This is a genomic window from Pseudomonas cavernicola, assembly GCF_003596405.1.
Taxonomy (GTDB): Bacteria; Pseudomonadota; Gammaproteobacteria; order Pseudomonadales; family Pseudomonadaceae; genus Aquipseudomonas; species Aquipseudomonas cavernicola.
The window spans coordinates 97,513-112,243 of record NZ_QYUR01000003.1; the positions used below are offsets into that span (position 1 = coordinate 97,513).

The following is a 14,731-nucleotide window of genomic DNA, read 5'->3' on the forward strand; positions in this document are numbered from 1 at the left end:
CGATCGATCAGGTAGTGATTAGAGGCCCGGTCGGATTGCACTCCGCCGGGCTTCGTCATTCTATCACGCCGCTTCTAGCCTCTCGAACGCTTCCGCGTCCCGCCCCTTCAATTCTGCAATGCTCAAGAATCGGCCCGTTGGGGTGTAAAAATCCTCAACGCTAAGTCCGCCTTCACGCAACAGTTTTCCCCGCTCAGGCCCCAGGACTTGGTCCTGCCTTGCGGCTGACTGTCTGGCAAGCCACTGCATATAGGTGGTGTCTGCCGGGACTTGGCCGTCCATGCTCGCCCTTTCCCCTGGCGACATTTCTTCTAGGGGAATCCCTAACTCTTTCCATGACTTAGTGATGGGGGTTTCAGTCGATCTGCAGTTCCAATGTGCGCGCCCCGGCCCTTGGAGCCACTTCATCACATGGCCTATTGGCTTGTGATCTGTTGCCGAGTAAAGCTTGCCGTCGCGCGGCACGCAGATTTCTTTGGTTGTGTGCGAGTCAAGTGTGCTCAGCCACTTGACGGCCTTGATCAGCGCCTCGTTGGCCTTGTTGAACTCAGCCCGGGCAGTCGATGCGGTGTGGCTGATCGCTGTCCTGACGACCGACTCCAGGTCATGCCGTGAGCGATTGATCAGGCTATCTGCGTAGCTGGCTGCCCGAGTGCCGCGCACCTGCCGAACGATATCAGCGGTGGTCTTGCCCTCGACATAGCCATTGCGAATGATGTTGCGGATCTTGGTCATGCGATCGGCTTCGATGCCGCCCGCCCAGTCGCGCAGCAGTCGTCCCTGGAACGGGCGGGACATCGCCGCGGCATACACCTGCTCTGCGCTTACCCGAGCAATCGGAAAGCGCACCTTGACCGGATCAGGCATCAGCCGCTCGAACAGGTCGTACTGCCATTGGCTCTCGTAGCCGGCCAACTCGTTCAGGTCTTTCTGCAGCTCCTGCGCCACCAGGGCGTAGGCCTGCGCATTGATCGAGCGCACCGAGCCGAGTAGCAACTCCATGCGTTCAACCGAAAAGGATTCGGCAGGCATCTGCTCGAGCGCCATCAGCAGCGCCGCCGAAAGCTCGGCATCCACCCGGTTGAGCAGCGAGACCATCCGCTGCACGACGCCCAGGCTGTACTGCTGGAGCGAAACCGCGTGAGCGATGCCCTCGTCTTCGATGACCTGGTTAGCGGAGGCCATTACAGCGTACCCAGGGTTGGCCCTTGGTCAGCAATCCGCTGTTTCTCTGCCTCCCAGGTCAGTTCGTCACTGAGTACATTGCGGCGCTTGGCTTCGTTGAACAGGGTCTCATCGGAGAGGTTGCCGGCGTTCTTCATGTTCATCAGGAACGGGAGGCTGACCTCCGGCGCGTAATCCGTGTCGAAGTTACCGTTGACCTCGACGTGACCGCCTTCTGCCTGCTTGGTCCACAGCGCGAAGAACTGCAACACTTGGTCAAGTGTGTCTTCCAGCTGCCCGGCCATGGTCTCCAACGGACTCATCTCTTGCGAGGCTTCCTCATTGGCCTGGGCGGCGGTCTTGGTCGCCTGCTTGTCCTTGCTCAGCAGCTTGGCGCCGGCCATGCGCATGTCGTCGACCAGATCCTGCAACGAGGTGCGGCCAGCGTCGATGGCCTTGCCGGTGTGCTCGACGAATTTCATGTCGCCACCAGTGGGCAACGTGGTCGCGGCACTGGAACCGACCGTGATCTCGCTGGCGTCATCGATGCCGCTGACCATGAGCATGGGCACCCGGGCGACGTGCAGGATGTTGTCCTGATCACTCTGCGACTGCCAATGCTTGATGTTCAGGTGCGCCAGCTCGAGCAGCGGCGGCGTGGCGGTCATGAAGCCGGTGCGCTTGGTGTAGTAGGTGGCGAGCGGGATCTGATTGAGGGTTGTGGCGCCCTTTTCGTGCAACTGCCAGGTCTTACCGTCCTTCCCGCCAACCTGGCGGTAGGTGCGCCAGTTACCTGGCTCCAGTACGCGCACTTGCTGCACTACCTTTGCGCAGAACTCATTCTCCGGGTCGTTTTCCTCTACCGCTTCCATGTAGCGGAATTGGCTCAGGACTTGCTCACCGTTGCGGCTCTCAGCCTTCCAGCCCAGAACCTGCTGCGGGCGAACCATTACGGCGTAAGGGCGAACGCCGGCATCCTTCTCGTCGGCCTTGGTCACAATTGTCGGCTTGCCGTCCTTGTCCACCGTCGACGGGTAATCGACCAGTACATGGCAGAGGCCATGCGACAGGCCATTGCTGAACAGTGACTGCGCCCAGACCTGCAGGTTGTTGCCCTGCCGGTCGATGTTCTGGGTGTACTTGGCAATATCCTCAGGAACATCGTCGTTCAGCACGATCGGCTCAGCGAACACGCGACCGGTCATGTTCTGCACGGTCTCGGAGTACGCCGGCAGCAGCGTGGATAGGTTCAGGCGATCCTTGTACGCGCCTGCGTCTTCCTTCGGCCACTTCGGCAGATAGGTCTCGCCAGCCAGTCGCATCGCCTTGGTGCCGCCCATCAGCGGGGCGACGACCGCCCAGTCTTCCTGCATCGCCTTCACGGCCGGGATGACTGTGCTCGGGTCGTTGCTCATTGATCAGACTCTCAGGGACTGGCTGGTGGCGGTGCGTTTCACAATCGGGAACAACATGGCCAACGGGTAACCGGCGGCGTCAATCACATGGTCGATGCCGCTGGATTTATCGGGCATGCCGTTCTTGTCGTAGGCCTGCTGCTCCAGGCCATCGGTCAGATGCGGACAGCGATGGGTATTCACTTTCAGCCGGCGCTCGCCTTGCCCGTTGAGGATCAGGGCATTGACGGCGTTCACCCGGTCGACGATGGCCGGGTTGGTGCTGTTCACGCGAACCGATAAGCCGGCGCCCTTGAGGATCGACAGGTCGGATTCGCTGGCATTCTTACTGCTGGAGTTCTGGCCGCTAGCGTCCGGGAACACCTGGATGGCATGGCCCTTGTTCTTGTAGCGCTCGACCAGCAGCTGGGCCATCGACGGCGTGTCGCGACCATCGGTGATCTCGTTGACCGCGACCGGCAGGCCATCACGCATGACGTAAATCACGGCGCTCATGTGCAACCGGTTGAAGTCCATCCCGACCAGCAGCGGCTCACCTTCCGCCTCTACTGCGTCGGTGTGGTTCAGCTTTCGGGAGAAGTCCGGGTAAACACTGCCTGACGCCAGGTTGGTGAACTGGCCTTCGATGTAGGCCTCGATCAGTGCCGGCGGATAGCTCTCCATCAGCGTCTGAACGTAGTCATCGGGCAAAAACGGGTTGGTGTAGGTCGCCGCCTGAACCATCACATAGCCCGGCTTTGGATTCCGGCCCCAGGTGTCGTAGACGAACTGGTAACCCTCGGGTGTCGAGTAGACCGACACTCGGTTGAAAGGGTCGATCACGCCGGCCGGCTGCTGCCGGTTCCGCGCAATGATCTTCTGCCAGGCCAACAGCGCCTGTTTCTTCTTCAGCGTGTCGATCTCGTCGACGTGCGCCCGGTAGGACTCGTAGCCAATGATCCGGGCTGGATTCTCCAGCGTTCGTAGCACGAAGTCGCCGCAGTTCGGCGCGCTGGTGTAGATGATGTTCTCTTGCTTGTTGTACTTGTACCGGATGCCCAGGTCGGACAGCTTCTCTTCCATCCGCGGTGCCAGGATCAGCCGCACCAGGTCATAGGTCGGTTCGTACAGGGCAATCAATGCGCTTGATGACGTCAACGCATCACGAATCGCGCAATTGGCCAGCGTCTCGGTCTTGCCGGTACCGAATCCACCGACAAAGGCCGGGTACTTGGCGGTCAGCTGGAAGAACTCAGCCTGCGGCTCCGTCATCTGGAGCTTTAGGGTTCTGCCTTCCACTGACTACCTCGATTTCAATCCGGGCCACCGGTGGCTGCCCTGGCGGGTTGCTCTTAAGCAGTTCGGCCCGGGTGCGTTCAAGGCTTTCGACCCGAGCAGTCAGCTTGTCGATCAGGCCGGCATAGTCACGAACCTTGCTGGTCGTGGTGACTGATGTCAGTCCGGTGTCTTTGCCGTCAATCTGGATCGGTTCGCTCTTCTCGCTATCCAGTTCAAGCGTGTTGCCGTATTCGTTCTCTCGGGCCAGGGCGCGCATCAGGCGGATACGGGTCAGGCGCAGTTCATCATCAACGCGGCCGAGCTCCAGGCTGTCCCAGGCGCCCTTCTCATCGTCACTCAGGAAGGCCGAGTAAATACCGTGAGTGCGGGCATTCTGGTTACCCTTGTGCGTCTCGCCGGCCTTTCCGCCGTGCATCCGGCAGCGACCATTAGGCATCGCCTGAGATTGGCAAGGCTGGCCGCTGCGGGTTTTGGCTCCGCAGCGTGCCATTCAACTACCTCGCAGGGATTGCATGGGGTGTTTCGCAGCATGGCGGCCACCAGCTAACGCGAACCCGCACGTAGAGGCTTGTGATCATGGGTTCGCCTCACTCTTCCGGCATACGCCATTGACGTACGCTTGCAGCCCAGCCAGTTGCTTACCGGTCTGGGCTATTTGACCTCGGAGGGTGAAATAATCTTGTCGAGCTGCTGCAGTGAGTTCGCAGGCGCCACCATCATCCACGCTGGCGCCGCTGGTATTGGCGGGCAATGCTGTGCATTTGGCTGCGACTGACAGGCGCTTACGACCAGCGGCGACATCAGCAGCAAGGCCTTCATTGTCTTTGCGGGCATCGGTGAGTTCCTGCTGGTACTTGGTATCAAGGGAGTCTCGCTCGGTCATCAGCTCCCGGCTCAGCTTGAGGGTTGCGCTCAATGAAGCGGCCTTGGCTTCACTCGTATCCAGCTCGGCTTCAGCCTCGATCCGCGCACTCTCCTTCCAGCTGATGCGCAGCTCCTGAATGCCGACAATGGCGGCAGCGCCGAGCAGCGCCCATAGCCAGATGGGGACGAGACTGAGGATGGCTTTCATCCAATGAACAGCGCGCGCTCAGCGGCGCGACGACGAATCAGGCCGGACAACACGCGGCCGCCCGCCTTGTTCCAGCGCGAGAACTCGCTACCTGCGCCTGTGTAGTCCTTGGCGTTCAGCTTGCGCAGCAAGGTTGAGCCTTGCAGGTTGCCGCTGCCCAGGTTGAAGGTGAAGCTGACCAGGGCGTCGAACTGGTGTTGCTTGAGCGGCACAGTTACCAGGCGCTGAATGGCGCGTTCGGCGTCGTGCAGGTCATCGCGCAACAGGCGCTCGGCCTCGGCGCGGTCGATGGCCATGCCCTGCACCACGTCTGGACCGGTATGGCCCCAGCCGATGGTCAGCACGCCCACGCTGTCGCGGTAGGTGGTCAGACGCAAGCCTTCGAAGTCCTGAATCAGGGCGAGGCCGGCATCACTGGCGTTCATAGTCCAGTCGACTCGCGGATCTCTTTCACCATGTCCGGCAGGCTCGCGCTCTTGCGCTTCTCGGCATAGACGAACCACGCCCTCACGATCACCCAGGCCGGCAGGCCGCAGAAGAAGATGATCCCGCCAATGGCGATCACCCCGGCATCGTCCTGCGCCCAATGGCCGATCCCCAGCCAGCGCACAACGAAGGCGCCACCACACAGACTGGACACGGTCGTACTGATCATGGCGACCACGAACTCGCGCACGGTCTTGGGCAGAGTCATGGCCATCACCACGATAGCGGCCAGCACGGCAAGCCCTCCGAACGCGCCCAGCTTGTACAGGGCGAGGCCGCCTGCTGCCGAGCTCATTGGTTCGGTCATAGTGTTGATCCCTGTGGATTTCATCTAGGGCACTCCCGGCTTGCGCCTGGTGGTGTCGAGTAGGTCCGGCGCACCAATGCGATGCCATCTGCCTGGGAGCAAAGAGACAGGAATGGTGGCCGGACGTGTGGGAATAAAAGGCCGGAGGTGAGCCCGGCAAAGGATTGGGGTCTTACTCGGCGAGCGTGAAGTCCAGGTAGTAGGCCTTGCCGACTTCCAGCAGTTCGGCGACCGGCAGGGCCCAGGATGCCTTGTACTCTCCCCAGGGCGTGTACTTGCCGAAGACCGCATTCTCGTCCTCGGGCTTGCCGCTCTCGGGCGACCAGACGGCACCGAAGCGTACCAGGGCCATTGGGTTGGTCTGATCCCCGTGGGTGTTCGGGGTGACTTCTTGGCAGATCATCTTGCAGCGAATACGGTTCGACATAACGGTTTCCTCTGGGCTGCTGGTTGCAGGAGGGCCTATCAGTCTTGCGCCTGCGGGATTCGGTACATCCGGGAAAGCGTCCACTTGGGTAGCGGCTTTCCTCGGAAGTACAAAAAAGCCCGAAACGTGTCCGGGCTTTTTCCATTGCGACCAGGCGTATTCAGCAGGGCGTCAAGCCGTCGCCATCAGGCAGCGGTTTCGCCGAGGTCATCACGAAGTGATTGCTGGATGCGCGCAGATTGGTCTTCAGGCCTTCGTCAGTTGACTGGCTGCCCGTTTGCCACATGGCGAGAGTCAGCTCCAAGCGCTTGAGCGCGACACCCTGCGGCTCACCAATGGTGAATGCCGCGTGATACGCACTGACGACAGGCTGAGCCAATGCCGACAGGGAGAAACAGGATAGGCATGCGGCGAGCGCAAACCCCAGATAGATCGTGAGTCGCTTCATCATTCGGCATTCCTCGTGGGTTTGATTTTCTCAGGACGCAAAAAACCCGACACGATGGCCGGGTTTTGGTTGTCTATTTCTTCCGGGTGAAGAACGACATAGTGGAGAAATCCTACTCCCATCCGAACGGGAAGGTCAAGCGTGTGTTTGCGACATATCTACGTTGATTTGTGCGCTGGGATTTCAAGCGGACCAATAAAATCACCGAGGGCATTTTCAGGCAGATCACCAACATCACTGCCGGTAAATAAGGCCTCAAGCCCTGCATCATCCCGCCAGAGCTCTACAATCTGGGGCTCACCCTGCCAGTCTCCCTCATCCCCATCGTCGGGAAAGTACCAGTAGTACCCTACTTGTGTGAGCTCGCTACCTTTCATGCCGCCTCCTTCATCTCGCTAATGACAGCTGCGACCGGGCGCAGCGCCTGCTTGTCGATATCGTTGCAGACGTCGAAGCAGGTTTGCACAAACGGGCCCCATTCGCGAGCCCAGTTCTCGGATGCCAGGGCCACGCCGTAGGTATCGAGCAGCGCAGCCCGGAATGCCTCTGGTTTCGCCAGCGGGTCTTCGCACGAACTCTGCCCGCCCTGGTGCATGCGGCGGTAGCGGTAGAGCACGCCCTTGGCCACGAACTCGGCCTTCTGCCACTTCGCCGTGGTCATGCGCCCGCCAGCCTGGACGAGTGAGTGATAGGCAATGCAGAAGACGGTCTCTTCGGCGGATTCTCGGTGCTCGGCGGTCGGCGTCGGGCTGTAGAGCCAATGCCCGAAAGCCTTGAGCTCGGAGGACAGCGTGTCGATGGCCATCTGCACCCGGCCGGCAATGGCCTGGTGAGCGCAGCGACCGGTTGAGGTGGCTCCATCCGGACGCGTGCCTTTGATACCGGGAGCGAGCACCAGTCGGGTGTAGCTGATCTCCTTGCCGCTCTCGTCGATCTCGGTGGCCTTGCGGCGGACGTACCCGGACGCCTCGATGATGCCGAGCTGGGCGCGGTCGATGGATCCGGCCATGACGGAATCCCAGGGCATATACAGACTGTCGTGCCAAGCCTGACGTGCGCTATTCAGTTGCATGGTGTCCCCTCCCCCAAATATCCCTTGATGGTGTCGCGGGCCGCGTCGAAGCCTTTGCAGACGACGGCCATGAATCCTTGTTCTGCCAGCCATTCCAGCCAGTCGGCCTGCTCTGGTTCCAGCCGGCCGCCCCTCACCCGCTTCAATTCAATGACCAGTCCGGAGAAGCCATGGCGCGGCGTCAGCAGGTTCAGGTCTGGGAATCCCTTGCGGTTGCCGGCGGCCTTCTGACGCTTCGCCGTGCGCATGGTCATACGAGCCCCGCCGGACGACGATGCGAGGCGGCCAGCGAGCGCCGGGTATTGCCGGTCAAACCATTGAATCAGCGCGATCTGGTCGTCTTCTTCAAATGGGATCAGGTCAGCGACCTTGGCCAGCCTCATGCCGGCTCCCCGTCGTCGTCTAACAACACGGCCACAAGCTCCATCTTCGCCATTTCAATGAAGCCGACGATCATGGCGGTCGGCAGGCCCAGCTCTACGGCGCGCTCGATTGCCTCCCATATCTCGGTGCAGAGTGTGTCGCCGGCATGGCTCAGCTTTGGCGGGAAGCCATTGCGGTCGGTGAGGCTGGTCACTTTCTCAGTCATGGCTGATCCCTCAATTGGCTTTCGATGATGGCGTTGCTTATTCCGTGACCGTGCGGTGTGACCCGCAGCGGTTGCACCGGAACACCAGCAGGCGCTCACCGGTGAGGCAGCGAACCGTTCCAGCGCCCCAGCGGCAACCCAGGAAAAAACAAGTGATGGTCATGGCTTCCTCTCCCCTATCAGTCCTGCTTGTTCGAGCTGGCGGCGCTGTTCAGCGAGCCATTCCTGAAAGGTCACGCGGCCTCCCAATCCAGTTTTGCCGGCATCGCCGGGATGGTTTCCAGGGTGTGGAGATTGATCAGCGTGAAGTGGCCGCGGCCCGGCATCCATCCCATCGTGTCGATATGAATCACATTGCCCAGGCGCGCTGGCTGGCTCATGGGTGTATGGCCGACGATCAAAGCGCGGATGCCAAGCACTCCATGCGGCTCTTGGTTCTCAATGCGTGAGCGCGACCACATGCAAGTGTTCATCACCAGCTTCAGGCGCTTTTTACTTTCTGGCGTATCCAGTTCGGCGCGCAGCTCATCCCAGGACAGGAACGAGCAATCAGCGTGGACGATGCCGACCAGGCCTTCTTGCGTCTCCACCTCGATGGCGATCGGCAACTCGGCAAACTGGACGGCGAACTCTTTCTGCTCGTAGAGCGACAGGCCCGCAAACCAGGAGCCGCCGTTATAGATCCAGTTGTCAACGTCACAGGTATCGAAACGAACGACGTAGTCATCATGGTTTCCGCGCACCGGGTGAAACCAGGGTTTGGCCAGCCAGTCGAGCGCGTCACGGCACTCCGGCCCGCGATCAACCAGGTCGCCGACACTGAACAGCCGATCAACTGCCGAGTCGAAGCCAGCAGCATCCAAAGCGGCCTGCAGTCGAGTGAAGTGCCCGTGGATATCGCCTACAGCGAAGTCGCGGCCGGCAGTGTTGCGTTCGAAACGCTTGATCAGGTTCATGCCGCCACACTCCCTTCCCGAACCAGAATGTCGATGGTCCGCATCACGCCTTCCAAGTGCATCAGGCGTAGTTCGTCTTGGCTGTAGCCGGTCTTGGCCCTGCCATCGCATGCGTCATGACATGCACTGCAGGCCCAAGCACCCTGGAGGTTATTTGGCTTCACCCCCATGCCGCAGGTACCGGCCAGGCGGTAATGAGCAAGCACGGTGGTGGCTGGGTCGCGGTTGCAGATGCCGACGAGCCTCACTTGGCATTCGCGGTCGCGGGCGAGCTTGGTGAGCTTTGACATCAGTAGCCACCCCTCTGCCGGCGCTCGCGAGCCGCACGTTTCTTCTCGCCCTTGCTGCGGCATCCACCCCGGAAAGGGTCTTCGGCAGCGGGCTTCAGCGTCCACACGGGGAAATCATCAGCGGCAGCATGAAAAGTGATAGCTGTGGGGATGGCTTCGCGAACAGATTTGTCCAAGCGCGTCATGCTCAGGGTCAAAGCGGTGATCAGTGCGCGAGAGCCAGAACCTAGAACGAGAATCTTGCTCATGCCGCTTCCCCCATGTTGACGCGCATCTTCATGTACTCGCTGTCCTCGGGATGCGGCAGGTAGATGCCGTGCTCGCTGGCCCAGGCATCAACGCAGGTCATGAAGGAGTGCATTTCACCTTTGTCGAGTTGACTGGTGTGCTTGAGCTCGTAACGCTCGGTTACCTGCCCGGTTTTCAGATTGATGTCGCGGATCAGCTCTTCGCCCAGGAAGGTCTGCTTGAGGTTGCGCTTCATGTTCTCGGCGTCCATCGGCTTGCCAGTGGCGAAGGTGGTCTTGCCCATGCTCACGAAGAACTGGGCGGCGCACTCGCACCACTTATGAAACAGCGCGTTCTGCGGCAAGCTGCGCCCAGCGCCAGTGATCGCAATGTTGCAGGGGAAGCCCTTGCGGCGAATGGCGGCCTGGAGTGTGGACAGGTCGGTGATGGCGTTCAGCCGGATCTTCTCAGCCATCTGCGCGCCCTCCCTTGCTCATGGCGGCGTCGACGTGCAAATGCCGATTCATCTGCGCCTGATAGCCAATGTGCTCCCAGGTGGCGGAGTCAGCGGAGCCCTCCAGCCATTTCCAGCGCGCGGCATCCCTCCGTAGCGCCTCTACCTCGGCGCGGAGCGGTTCAAGCTGCTCCAGCTGCGCGCTGCGCTCGACAATAAGCGCCTTCTTCGTCGCCTCAAGCCGCTCGTTCTCCGCGAGCAGCGCCAGGATGATGTCGTGAGTCGATACGCATCGATACGCAATGGCCGCCTGGTTGTGCTCAGCGGAGAACGGCGCAGTCATGCCGATAGATTTCAGCGCCAGTGCTCGCCGCTTCAGTTCCGAATAGTCAGCCACGGCGAACACCTCCCGCCCTGAGCGCCAGCAACTCAGCGCAGGGCGTGCAATGCTGCGTACCCTTCACGGCCTCCCGGCGCGCTGGCGGGATCGCGTCGCCGCAGTCCTGGCACTCGGTCGCAGCGATGCCGGTGTACTGCACGCGCGCCGCCAGGGCATTGCTCAGCTCGACCTCGATACAGTCTTGAGTTACGTCGGCGTCATCGGCCATGGTTTGCCTCCTGCAATGCCTGTTCGGCACTCAGCGCCGGCAGCGGCTGCCAGAACTGGGTGCGCTGTTGCTCGTGTGCGCTCATCGGCCGATGCGTGCCCGGTTCGATGCTTCCGCCGATGTCGTAGAAGTGCTCGTCAATCTTGGTCAGCACATGGTCGCCGTCGTAGTAGGGCTGGGCGTTCGGGAACACCTGTTGCAGCGCCAGGTAGACCCGATAGCAGCCGCCGTTCCGGCCGTAACGAGCCAGGTCCGGATGCAGGCCGCGCAGGGCGGCGAGGAAGGTGAGCGGGTTGGTCATCATGCGGCCTCCCGTTGAGCTCGCCAGTGGGATGCTTTGGTCGCGAACTCGGCCAGCAACCACTCTGCTTTGCTGTGTTGGCCGTGCCAGGCCGTCTTCTTCTCATTCAGCGGCATGTGGATGCTTGCCAGGCTCTGCTCACGGGCGCCTCGATCCATCCAGCCCACAATCACCTCGGCCAGCGCCTCGCCTATCGAAACTACATCAGGGCGGTGCTGGTGCTCGCCCTCGGACAGGTATCTGGCATAGGTGCGCAGGTCGTAGTGCTTGCGGACAAGGGCGCCAATCTCGGCAGTTGAGAAGCTGACCTCGCCTTTCCCGCTGTAGTAGCTGATCAGGCCGTGGAAAAGCTCTGCATGCAGTAACTCCGGCCTGCCATGAGCGAAGATCACCGGACATCCTGTCTGGGTCTCTGCATCGCCAGCCTTCTCAATCTCCACGGTGTTCGGTGTCGGCCCTTTGACTTCTACGAAAACGCCAGCGGCAGGAATAAAGAAGTCCGGTAGATACCAGCCGTGCCGGGTATCAATGACGCGTGGCTCGTACAGCCAAACGATGCTCAAGGCATCCATGATTGCAGCCCAGCGAGTCTCGGAGTGAGAGCGCATTTCATAGCCTGCGTACCGGAATATGGTCTGTTTGCTGCGCATCACCAGCCCTCCCCGTCACCGCTAGACTTCTGGTGGTCGCTATAGGCCAATGGCGCGAACCGGCTCAGCGCGCCCTGGAACGAGGTAAAGACCGTCCCGATCTCGCCGTCGCGGTTCTTGCGCACCAGGATCTCGGCAACGCCCTTGTATTGACCGTTCGGGTGATAAACCTCGTCGCGGTACACAAACAGCACGATGTCGGAGTCCTGTTCGATGGCGCCCGAGTCGCGCAGATCGCTCAGCACTGGGCGCTTGTCCGGGCGCGACTCGCAGCCACGGTTGAGCTGCGAGAGGATCAGCACCGGGCAGCCAAGCTCGCGCGCCATCAGCTTTATCTGGCGCGACATGGTGCTCACGTCCTCGGTGCGGTTATTCCCCTCGCCTTCGATGAGGCCGATGTAGTCGATCACCACCAGTCCCATACCGCCGTGCTTGTGCTTCATGCGCCGGGCAATCGAGCGAATGCGCGGGACGGTCATGCACGGCAAGTCGGTCACCAGCAGCGGCGCATCGCGCAGCTTGGCGGCGGCCACGTTCAGCGCCGTGCCGTGATCGGCGGGAGCGGAGCCATCCTTGATCTTGTTCAGTGGGATCTTGCCGACAGCTGACAACAGCCGATCCATGAGCTGCGACTTGCTCATCTCCAGCGACACCACCAGCACTGGCAGCTTCTGGCGCAGCGCCACGTCCTCGGCGATGTTCATGGCCAAGGTGGTCTTACCCATGGCCGGCCGGCCGGCGAGCGTAATCATCTGCCCGGGTTTCAGGCCCTGCAGATTGTCGTCCAGATCGCTCAGGCCGGTAGACAGCCCGTCCAGCTCGCCCTTTTTGTCGCTGCGCGCCTGCAAGATTTCGATATGGTCGCGCAGGATGTCGCCAACCACCTGGCATTCGTCGTCGGCAGCCTGGCCGTCCAGCGCCAGGATTACCGACTGCGCCTGAGCGAGCTTGTCTTCCACCGGCATCCGTTCGTGGGCGATATCGGCGATGCGGCCGCTGGCCGACACGATGGCGCGAGCCAGGGCGCGCTCCCGGATGATCTTGGCGTAGCTCTTGGCGTTTGCGGCGCTGGGCGTGTTTTGCTGAATCTCGGCGGCATAAACCAGCGTCTGCACGTCGTCGGTCAGCACCGGCTTACGGTCGCTCAGGGTGATCACGTCGACTGGCTGACTGTCTTCGCGCAGCGCCAGGATCAGGCGATACAGATCCTCATTCTCGGGCCAGTAGAAGTCGGCTGCGACCAGGCCTTCGCTGAGTACATCGATCAAGTGGGGCTGCATGAGCATGGCGCCGATCACGCCGTGTTCTGCTTCGAGGCTGTGCAAGTCGATCATTGCGCCGCCTCCGAGATTTCGCGGAAGACGGACCGGCTGACCAGCGACTCCAGCCGCGGCGCCACATTGGCCCCTCGGAAGAACACCTGACTGCGGCTGTTCGCCTTCACGAAGAATGGCTTCCAGAATCCGCCGCCGCTCTGGTGAGCCACGGACTCGTTCCAACGCTCCACGATCATGCTGCGCAGCGTCTTATCGCTGGCCACGGATACTGGTGGCAGGTTCGGGCAGGTGCGGTGGTACAAGTCGATGATCTTGTCGACGGGTACGTTGGTTTCGTCGGCGCCTTTGGGATTGCGTTTGAACTCACGACCCAGCCAGTTGATCAGAAAGCGCCGCCAGTCCTTCTTCGGCTTGCTGCCGCTGGCCCAGGCTGCGGCACGGACGATCTCGGCTTCAACGTCAACCGGGGCATAGGCTTTTGCCCACTTGGTGATCAGGGCATCGTCGACTTTGAAATCTTCGCCATCGAACGAAACCAGAGACCCTTGCTCAAGGTTGGTGGGTTCAGCCCCCTGGGGGGCAGTAATCTGTTCCGTAGGAACAGTTACTAGGGGTTCTTTCTTTGTATAGAGAAGGGAGTCGCTCGAATTTGGTAGTTTCGATACGTTGTCCAGATTACCAATATTGGTAATTTCGACTGTTTTTGGTTGAGTCGACGTGGGGGTTTTCTGTTCTTCGTACACCCATTCTTTCGGGTCGCAAACACCAATGTCGCTGCGGCTCCCACCAATGCGGTAGATGATCCGGCGGGCAAGAAGCTTGCTTATGGCGCGGGAAACGTGGGCAGGCAGGATATGGGTGCGCTTGGCGACATCTTCTGCGGTGATGCGGTGCTCTGCGCGTCCGTACCCGACAGTGAGGCGCGTAATGACGTGCAGGGTCTTGAACTCCGCCGGCGACAAATGAACAGCCGCCAGGGCATCCATCAGTGTGTTGTCCATCCGGGTAAATCCCCCGGTGTTGCGAAGTGGGATAACGTTGCTCATACTTGCTCCCGACGTTGAATATCCATGTTTTCTCCGGCTGCAACCGGAGGGCGCAACGAAGCCCGCAGATGCCCTAGGCATTCCCTGCGGGCTTTTTGTTTCTTCTCTTCGCTATACATCCCGCGCACCGATCGAGCACTCAGCATCGCCATCGCCTGATGGAACTCCTTGCTGCGCACTTCGGTGTGGGCGTTCACCTCAGGCCACCTTCACCGACTCTTCCAGCACGTCCAGCGAGTGACGTACTTCGCTGATCTCGCGGCGGATGGTGAATTTCTCCTGACTATTGATGCGGCCGTCAGCGATGGCGTCGTGCACGGCGCGGGTGACGTCAGCGGATTCAGTGACCAGTTCCAGCAGCGCCTGCATCGGGCTCTCGGCGGGCTGCACGGCCTTGGCGACCAAGCCATAGCCAAACTCTTCCGACAGCGCCAGCAGCACGCGGCGGCGGTCCTGCTCGGGCAGGTGCACCACGATGCGCAGGAACTGCGGCAGGCTCAGCTGATGGTCGTCGTTGTTGGGGTTGGCGCGCTGCAGCAGGGTCATGTGGCTGTTGAAGCCGGCATTGCGGGCCATGTTCTTGGCCCCTGCATCGAGTACCGCGTCATGCAGCGCTTCGAGAAACTTATTCATCCGTAAATCCCCCTACCTGTTTCCGTGGAG

26 protein-coding genes are annotated in these 14,731 nt (G+C 60.9%); all 26 read right to left on the reverse strand.

Annotated elements, in window-relative coordinates; genetic code table 11:
• Window positions 1-63 precede the first annotated feature (63 nt).
• The gene (locus tag D3879_RS14700; RefSeq protein ID WP_119955056.1) at window positions 64-1,185 is read right to left on the reverse strand and encodes a phage minor head protein; all 1,122 of its coding nucleotides are present in this window, start codon (window positions 1,183-1,185) and stop codon (window positions 64-66) included.
• On the reverse strand, window positions 1,185-2,579 hold the full coding sequence (locus D3879_RS14705; RefSeq protein ID WP_119955057.1) for a DUF4055 domain-containing protein: 1,395 nt from the start codon (window positions 2,577-2,579) through the stop codon (window positions 1,185-1,187). Before D3879_RS14705 ends, D3879_RS14700 begins: the two co-directional genes overlap by 1 nt.
• A gap of 3 nt (window positions 2,580-2,582) precedes the next feature.
• Window positions 2,583-3,830 carry a terminase large subunit domain-containing protein gene (locus D3879_RS14710; RefSeq protein ID WP_119955058.1) on the reverse strand — a complete coding sequence of 416 codons (1,248 nt, stop codon included), beginning with the start codon at window positions 3,828-3,830 and terminating at the stop codon, window positions 2,583-2,585.
• Window positions 3,811-4,347: an HGGxSTG domain-containing protein gene (locus D3879_RS14715; RefSeq protein ID WP_119955059.1), complete on the reverse strand. Its 537-nt coding sequence runs from the start codon at window positions 4,345-4,347 to the stop codon at window positions 3,811-3,813. Before D3879_RS14715 ends, D3879_RS14710 begins: the two co-directional genes overlap by 20 nt.
• An 84-nt stretch (window positions 4,348-4,431) precedes the next feature.
• Window positions 4,432-4,929 (reverse strand): lysis protein, encoded by a 498-nt coding sequence (locus D3879_RS14720; RefSeq protein WP_119955060.1) that lies wholly within the window; start codon window positions 4,927-4,929, stop codon window positions 4,432-4,434.
• Entirely contained in the window at window positions 4,926-5,354 is a 429-nt protein-coding gene (locus D3879_RS14725) for a lysozyme (protein ID WP_119955061.1), read from the reverse strand. The genes D3879_RS14720 and D3879_RS14725 overlap by 4 nt, the downstream gene beginning before the upstream one ends.
• Entirely contained in the window at window positions 5,351-5,722 is a 372-nt protein-coding gene (locus D3879_RS14730; protein ID WP_119955062.1) for a hypothetical protein, read from the reverse strand. The genes D3879_RS14725 and D3879_RS14730 overlap by 4 nt, the downstream gene beginning before the upstream one ends.
• Before the next feature lie 172 nt (window positions 5,723-5,894).
• A complete protein-coding gene (locus D3879_RS14735) occupies window positions 5,895-6,149 on the reverse strand; it encodes a hypothetical protein (protein ID WP_119955063.1) in 255 nt (84 codons plus the stop codon).
• Between the two features lie 160 nt (window positions 6,150-6,309).
• The gene (locus D3879_RS14740) at window positions 6,310-6,600 is read right to left on the reverse strand and encodes a hypothetical protein (RefSeq protein ID WP_119955064.1); all 291 of its coding nucleotides are present in this window, start codon (window positions 6,598-6,600) and stop codon (window positions 6,310-6,312) included.
• Between the two features lie 155 nt (window positions 6,601-6,755).
• A complete protein-coding gene (locus D3879_RS14745; RefSeq protein WP_119955065.1) occupies window positions 6,756-6,974 on the reverse strand; it encodes a hypothetical protein in 219 nt (72 codons plus the stop codon).
• Window positions 6,971-7,669: a hypothetical protein gene (locus tag D3879_RS14750; protein WP_119955066.1), complete on the reverse strand. Its 699-nt coding sequence runs from the start codon at window positions 7,667-7,669 to the stop codon at window positions 6,971-6,973. The genes D3879_RS14745 and D3879_RS14750 overlap by 4 nt, the downstream gene beginning before the upstream one ends.
• Window positions 7,660-8,052, reverse strand: a complete 393-nt coding sequence (locus tag D3879_RS14755) for a VRR-NUC domain-containing protein (RefSeq protein ID WP_238474258.1) — start codon at window positions 8,050-8,052, stop codon at window positions 7,660-7,662. The genes D3879_RS14750 and D3879_RS14755 overlap by 10 nt, the downstream gene beginning before the upstream one ends.
• Entirely contained in the window at window positions 8,049-8,258 is a 210-nt protein-coding gene (locus D3879_RS14760; protein WP_119955067.1) for a hypothetical protein, read from the reverse strand. The genes D3879_RS14755 and D3879_RS14760 overlap by 4 nt, the downstream gene beginning before the upstream one ends.
• A gap of 37 nt (window positions 8,259-8,295) precedes the next feature.
• Complete coding sequence (locus tag D3879_RS27875) at window positions 8,296-8,421, reverse strand: PSPA7_2676 family Cys-rich small protein (protein ID WP_420800928.1); 126 nt, start codon at window positions 8,419-8,421, stop codon at window positions 8,296-8,298.
• 70 nt (window positions 8,422-8,491) lie between these two features.
• Window positions 8,492-9,214 (reverse strand): metallophosphoesterase, encoded by a 723-nt coding sequence (locus tag D3879_RS14765; RefSeq protein WP_119955068.1) that lies wholly within the window; start codon window positions 9,212-9,214, stop codon window positions 8,492-8,494.
• Complete coding sequence (locus D3879_RS14770; RefSeq protein ID WP_119955069.1) at window positions 9,211-9,504, reverse strand: DUF1364 domain-containing protein; 294 nt, start codon at window positions 9,502-9,504, stop codon at window positions 9,211-9,213. The genes D3879_RS14765 and D3879_RS14770 overlap by 4 nt, the downstream gene beginning before the upstream one ends.
• Entirely contained in the window at window positions 9,504-9,752 is a 249-nt protein-coding gene (locus tag D3879_RS14775) for a hypothetical protein (protein ID WP_119955070.1), read from the reverse strand. Before D3879_RS14775 ends, D3879_RS14770 begins: the two co-directional genes overlap by 1 nt.
• Window positions 9,749-10,207, reverse strand: coding sequence for a recombination protein NinB (locus D3879_RS14780; protein WP_119955071.1), 459 nt, complete (start codon window positions 10,205-10,207; stop codon window positions 9,749-9,751). Before D3879_RS14780 ends, D3879_RS14775 begins: the two co-directional genes overlap by 4 nt.
• Window positions 10,200-10,583 (reverse strand): hypothetical protein, encoded by a 384-nt coding sequence (locus D3879_RS14785; RefSeq protein ID WP_119955072.1) that lies wholly within the window; start codon window positions 10,581-10,583, stop codon window positions 10,200-10,202. The genes D3879_RS14780 and D3879_RS14785 overlap by 8 nt, the downstream gene beginning before the upstream one ends.
• Window positions 10,576-10,794 carry a TraR/DksA C4-type zinc finger protein gene (locus tag D3879_RS14790; RefSeq protein ID WP_119955073.1) on the reverse strand — a complete coding sequence of 73 codons (219 nt, stop codon included), beginning with the start codon at window positions 10,792-10,794 and terminating at the stop codon, window positions 10,576-10,578. Before D3879_RS14790 ends, D3879_RS14785 begins: the two co-directional genes overlap by 8 nt.
• Window positions 10,784-11,098 carry a hypothetical protein gene (locus D3879_RS14795; protein WP_147411157.1) on the reverse strand — a complete coding sequence of 105 codons (315 nt, stop codon included), beginning with the start codon at window positions 11,096-11,098 and terminating at the stop codon, window positions 10,784-10,786. Before D3879_RS14795 ends, D3879_RS14790 begins: the two co-directional genes overlap by 11 nt.
• Window positions 11,095-11,745, reverse strand: a complete 651-nt coding sequence (locus D3879_RS14800) for a PDDEXK family nuclease (protein ID WP_119955075.1) — start codon at window positions 11,743-11,745, stop codon at window positions 11,095-11,097. The genes D3879_RS14795 and D3879_RS14800 overlap by 4 nt, the downstream gene beginning before the upstream one ends.
• Window positions 11,745-13,079, reverse strand: coding sequence for a replicative DNA helicase (gene dnaB, locus D3879_RS14805; RefSeq protein ID WP_119955076.1), 1,335 nt, complete (start codon window positions 13,077-13,079; stop codon window positions 11,745-11,747). The genes D3879_RS14800 and dnaB overlap by 1 nt, the downstream gene beginning before the upstream one ends.
• Window positions 13,076-14,068, reverse strand: coding sequence for a replication protein (locus tag D3879_RS14810; protein WP_119955077.1), 993 nt, complete (start codon window positions 14,066-14,068; stop codon window positions 13,076-13,078). Before D3879_RS14810 ends, dnaB begins: the two co-directional genes overlap by 4 nt.
• Window positions 14,065-14,265, reverse strand: a complete 201-nt coding sequence (locus D3879_RS14815; protein ID WP_119955078.1) for a hypothetical protein — start codon at window positions 14,263-14,265, stop codon at window positions 14,065-14,067. The genes D3879_RS14810 and D3879_RS14815 overlap by 4 nt, the downstream gene beginning before the upstream one ends.
• Window position 14,266: 1 nt before the next feature.
• Entirely contained in the window at window positions 14,267-14,701 is a 435-nt protein-coding gene (locus tag D3879_RS14820) for a phage regulatory CII family protein (RefSeq protein ID WP_119955079.1), read from the reverse strand.
• Between the last annotated feature and the right edge of the window lie 30 nt (window positions 14,702-14,731).

What these genes read in the sequence shown, in the direction of transcription:
- D3879_RS14700 (WP_119955056.1), bottom strand. Translation starts at nt 1,185, where the DNA reads ATGGCCTCCGCTAACCAGGTCATCGAAGACGAGGGCATCGCTCACGCG.
- D3879_RS14705 (WP_119955057.1), bottom strand. Translation starts at nt 2,579, where the DNA reads ATGAGCAACGACCCGAGCACAGTCATCCCGGCCGTGAAGGCGATGCAG.
- D3879_RS14710 (WP_119955058.1), bottom strand. Translation starts at nt 3,830, where the DNA reads ATGACGGAGCCGCAGGCTGAGTTCTTCCAGCTGACCGCCAAGTACCCG.
- D3879_RS14715 (WP_119955059.1), bottom strand. Translation starts at nt 4,347, where the DNA reads ATGGCACGCTGCGGAGCCAAAACCCGCAGCGGCCAGCCTTGCCAATCT.
- D3879_RS14720 (WP_119955060.1), bottom strand. Translation starts at nt 4,929, where the DNA reads ATGAAAGCCATCCTCAGTCTCGTCCCCATCTGGCTATGGGCGCTGCTC.
- D3879_RS14725 (WP_119955061.1), bottom strand. Translation starts at nt 5,354, where the DNA reads ATGAACGCCAGTGATGCCGGCCTCGCCCTGATTCAGGACTTCGAAGGC.
- D3879_RS14730 (WP_119955062.1), bottom strand. Translation starts at nt 5,722, where the DNA reads ATGACCGAACCAATGAGCTCGGCAGCAGGCGGCCTCGCCCTGTACAAG.
- D3879_RS14735 (WP_119955063.1), bottom strand. Translation starts at nt 6,149, where the DNA reads ATGTCGAACCGTATTCGCTGCAAGATGATCTGCCAAGAAGTCACCCCG.
- D3879_RS14740 (WP_119955064.1), bottom strand. Translation starts at nt 6,600, where the DNA reads ATGATGAAGCGACTCACGATCTATCTGGGGTTTGCGCTCGCCGCATGC.
- D3879_RS14745 (WP_119955065.1), bottom strand. Translation starts at nt 6,974, where the DNA reads ATGAAAGGTAGCGAGCTCACACAAGTAGGGTACTACTGGTACTTTCCC.
- D3879_RS14750 (WP_119955066.1), bottom strand. Translation starts at nt 7,669, where the DNA reads ATGCAACTGAATAGCGCACGTCAGGCTTGGCACGACAGTCTGTATATG.
- D3879_RS14755 (WP_238474258.1), bottom strand. Translation starts at nt 8,052, where the DNA reads ATGAGGCTGGCCAAGGTCGCTGACCTGATCCCATTTGAAGAAGACGAC.
- D3879_RS14760 (WP_119955067.1), bottom strand. Translation starts at nt 8,258, where the DNA reads ATGACTGAGAAAGTGACCAGCCTCACCGACCGCAATGGCTTCCCGCCA.
- D3879_RS27875 (WP_420800928.1), bottom strand. Translation starts at nt 8,421, where the DNA reads ATGACCATCACTTGTTTTTTCCTGGGTTGCCGCTGGGGCGCTGGAACG.
- D3879_RS14765 (WP_119955068.1), bottom strand. Translation starts at nt 9,214, where the DNA reads ATGAACCTGATCAAGCGTTTCGAACGCAACACTGCCGGCCGCGACTTC.
- D3879_RS14770 (WP_119955069.1), bottom strand. Translation starts at nt 9,504, where the DNA reads ATGTCAAAGCTCACCAAGCTCGCCCGCGACCGCGAATGCCAAGTGAGG.
- D3879_RS14775 (WP_119955070.1), bottom strand. Translation starts at nt 9,752, where the DNA reads ATGAGCAAGATTCTCGTTCTAGGTTCTGGCTCTCGCGCACTGATCACC.
- D3879_RS14780 (WP_119955071.1), bottom strand. Translation starts at nt 10,207, where the DNA reads ATGGCTGAGAAGATCCGGCTGAACGCCATCACCGACCTGTCCACACTC.
- D3879_RS14790 (WP_119955073.1), bottom strand. Translation starts at nt 10,794, where the DNA reads ATGGCCGATGACGCCGACGTAACTCAAGACTGTATCGAGGTCGAGCTG.
- D3879_RS14795 (WP_147411157.1), bottom strand. Translation starts at nt 11,098, where the DNA reads ATGATGACCAACCCGCTCACCTTCCTCGCCGCCCTGCGCGGCCTGCAT.
- D3879_RS14800 (WP_119955075.1), bottom strand. Translation starts at nt 11,745, where the DNA reads ATGCGCAGCAAACAGACCATATTCCGGTACGCAGGCTATGAAATGCGC.
- dnaB (WP_119955076.1), bottom strand. Translation starts at nt 13,079, where the DNA reads ATGATCGACTTGCACAGCCTCGAAGCAGAACACGGCGTGATCGGCGCC.
- D3879_RS14810 (WP_119955077.1), bottom strand. Translation starts at nt 14,068, where the DNA reads ATGAGCAACGTTATCCCACTTCGCAACACCGGGGGATTTACCCGGATG.
- D3879_RS14820 (WP_119955079.1), bottom strand. Translation starts at nt 14,701, where the DNA reads ATGAATAAGTTTCTCGAAGCGCTGCATGACGCGGTACTCGATGCAGGG.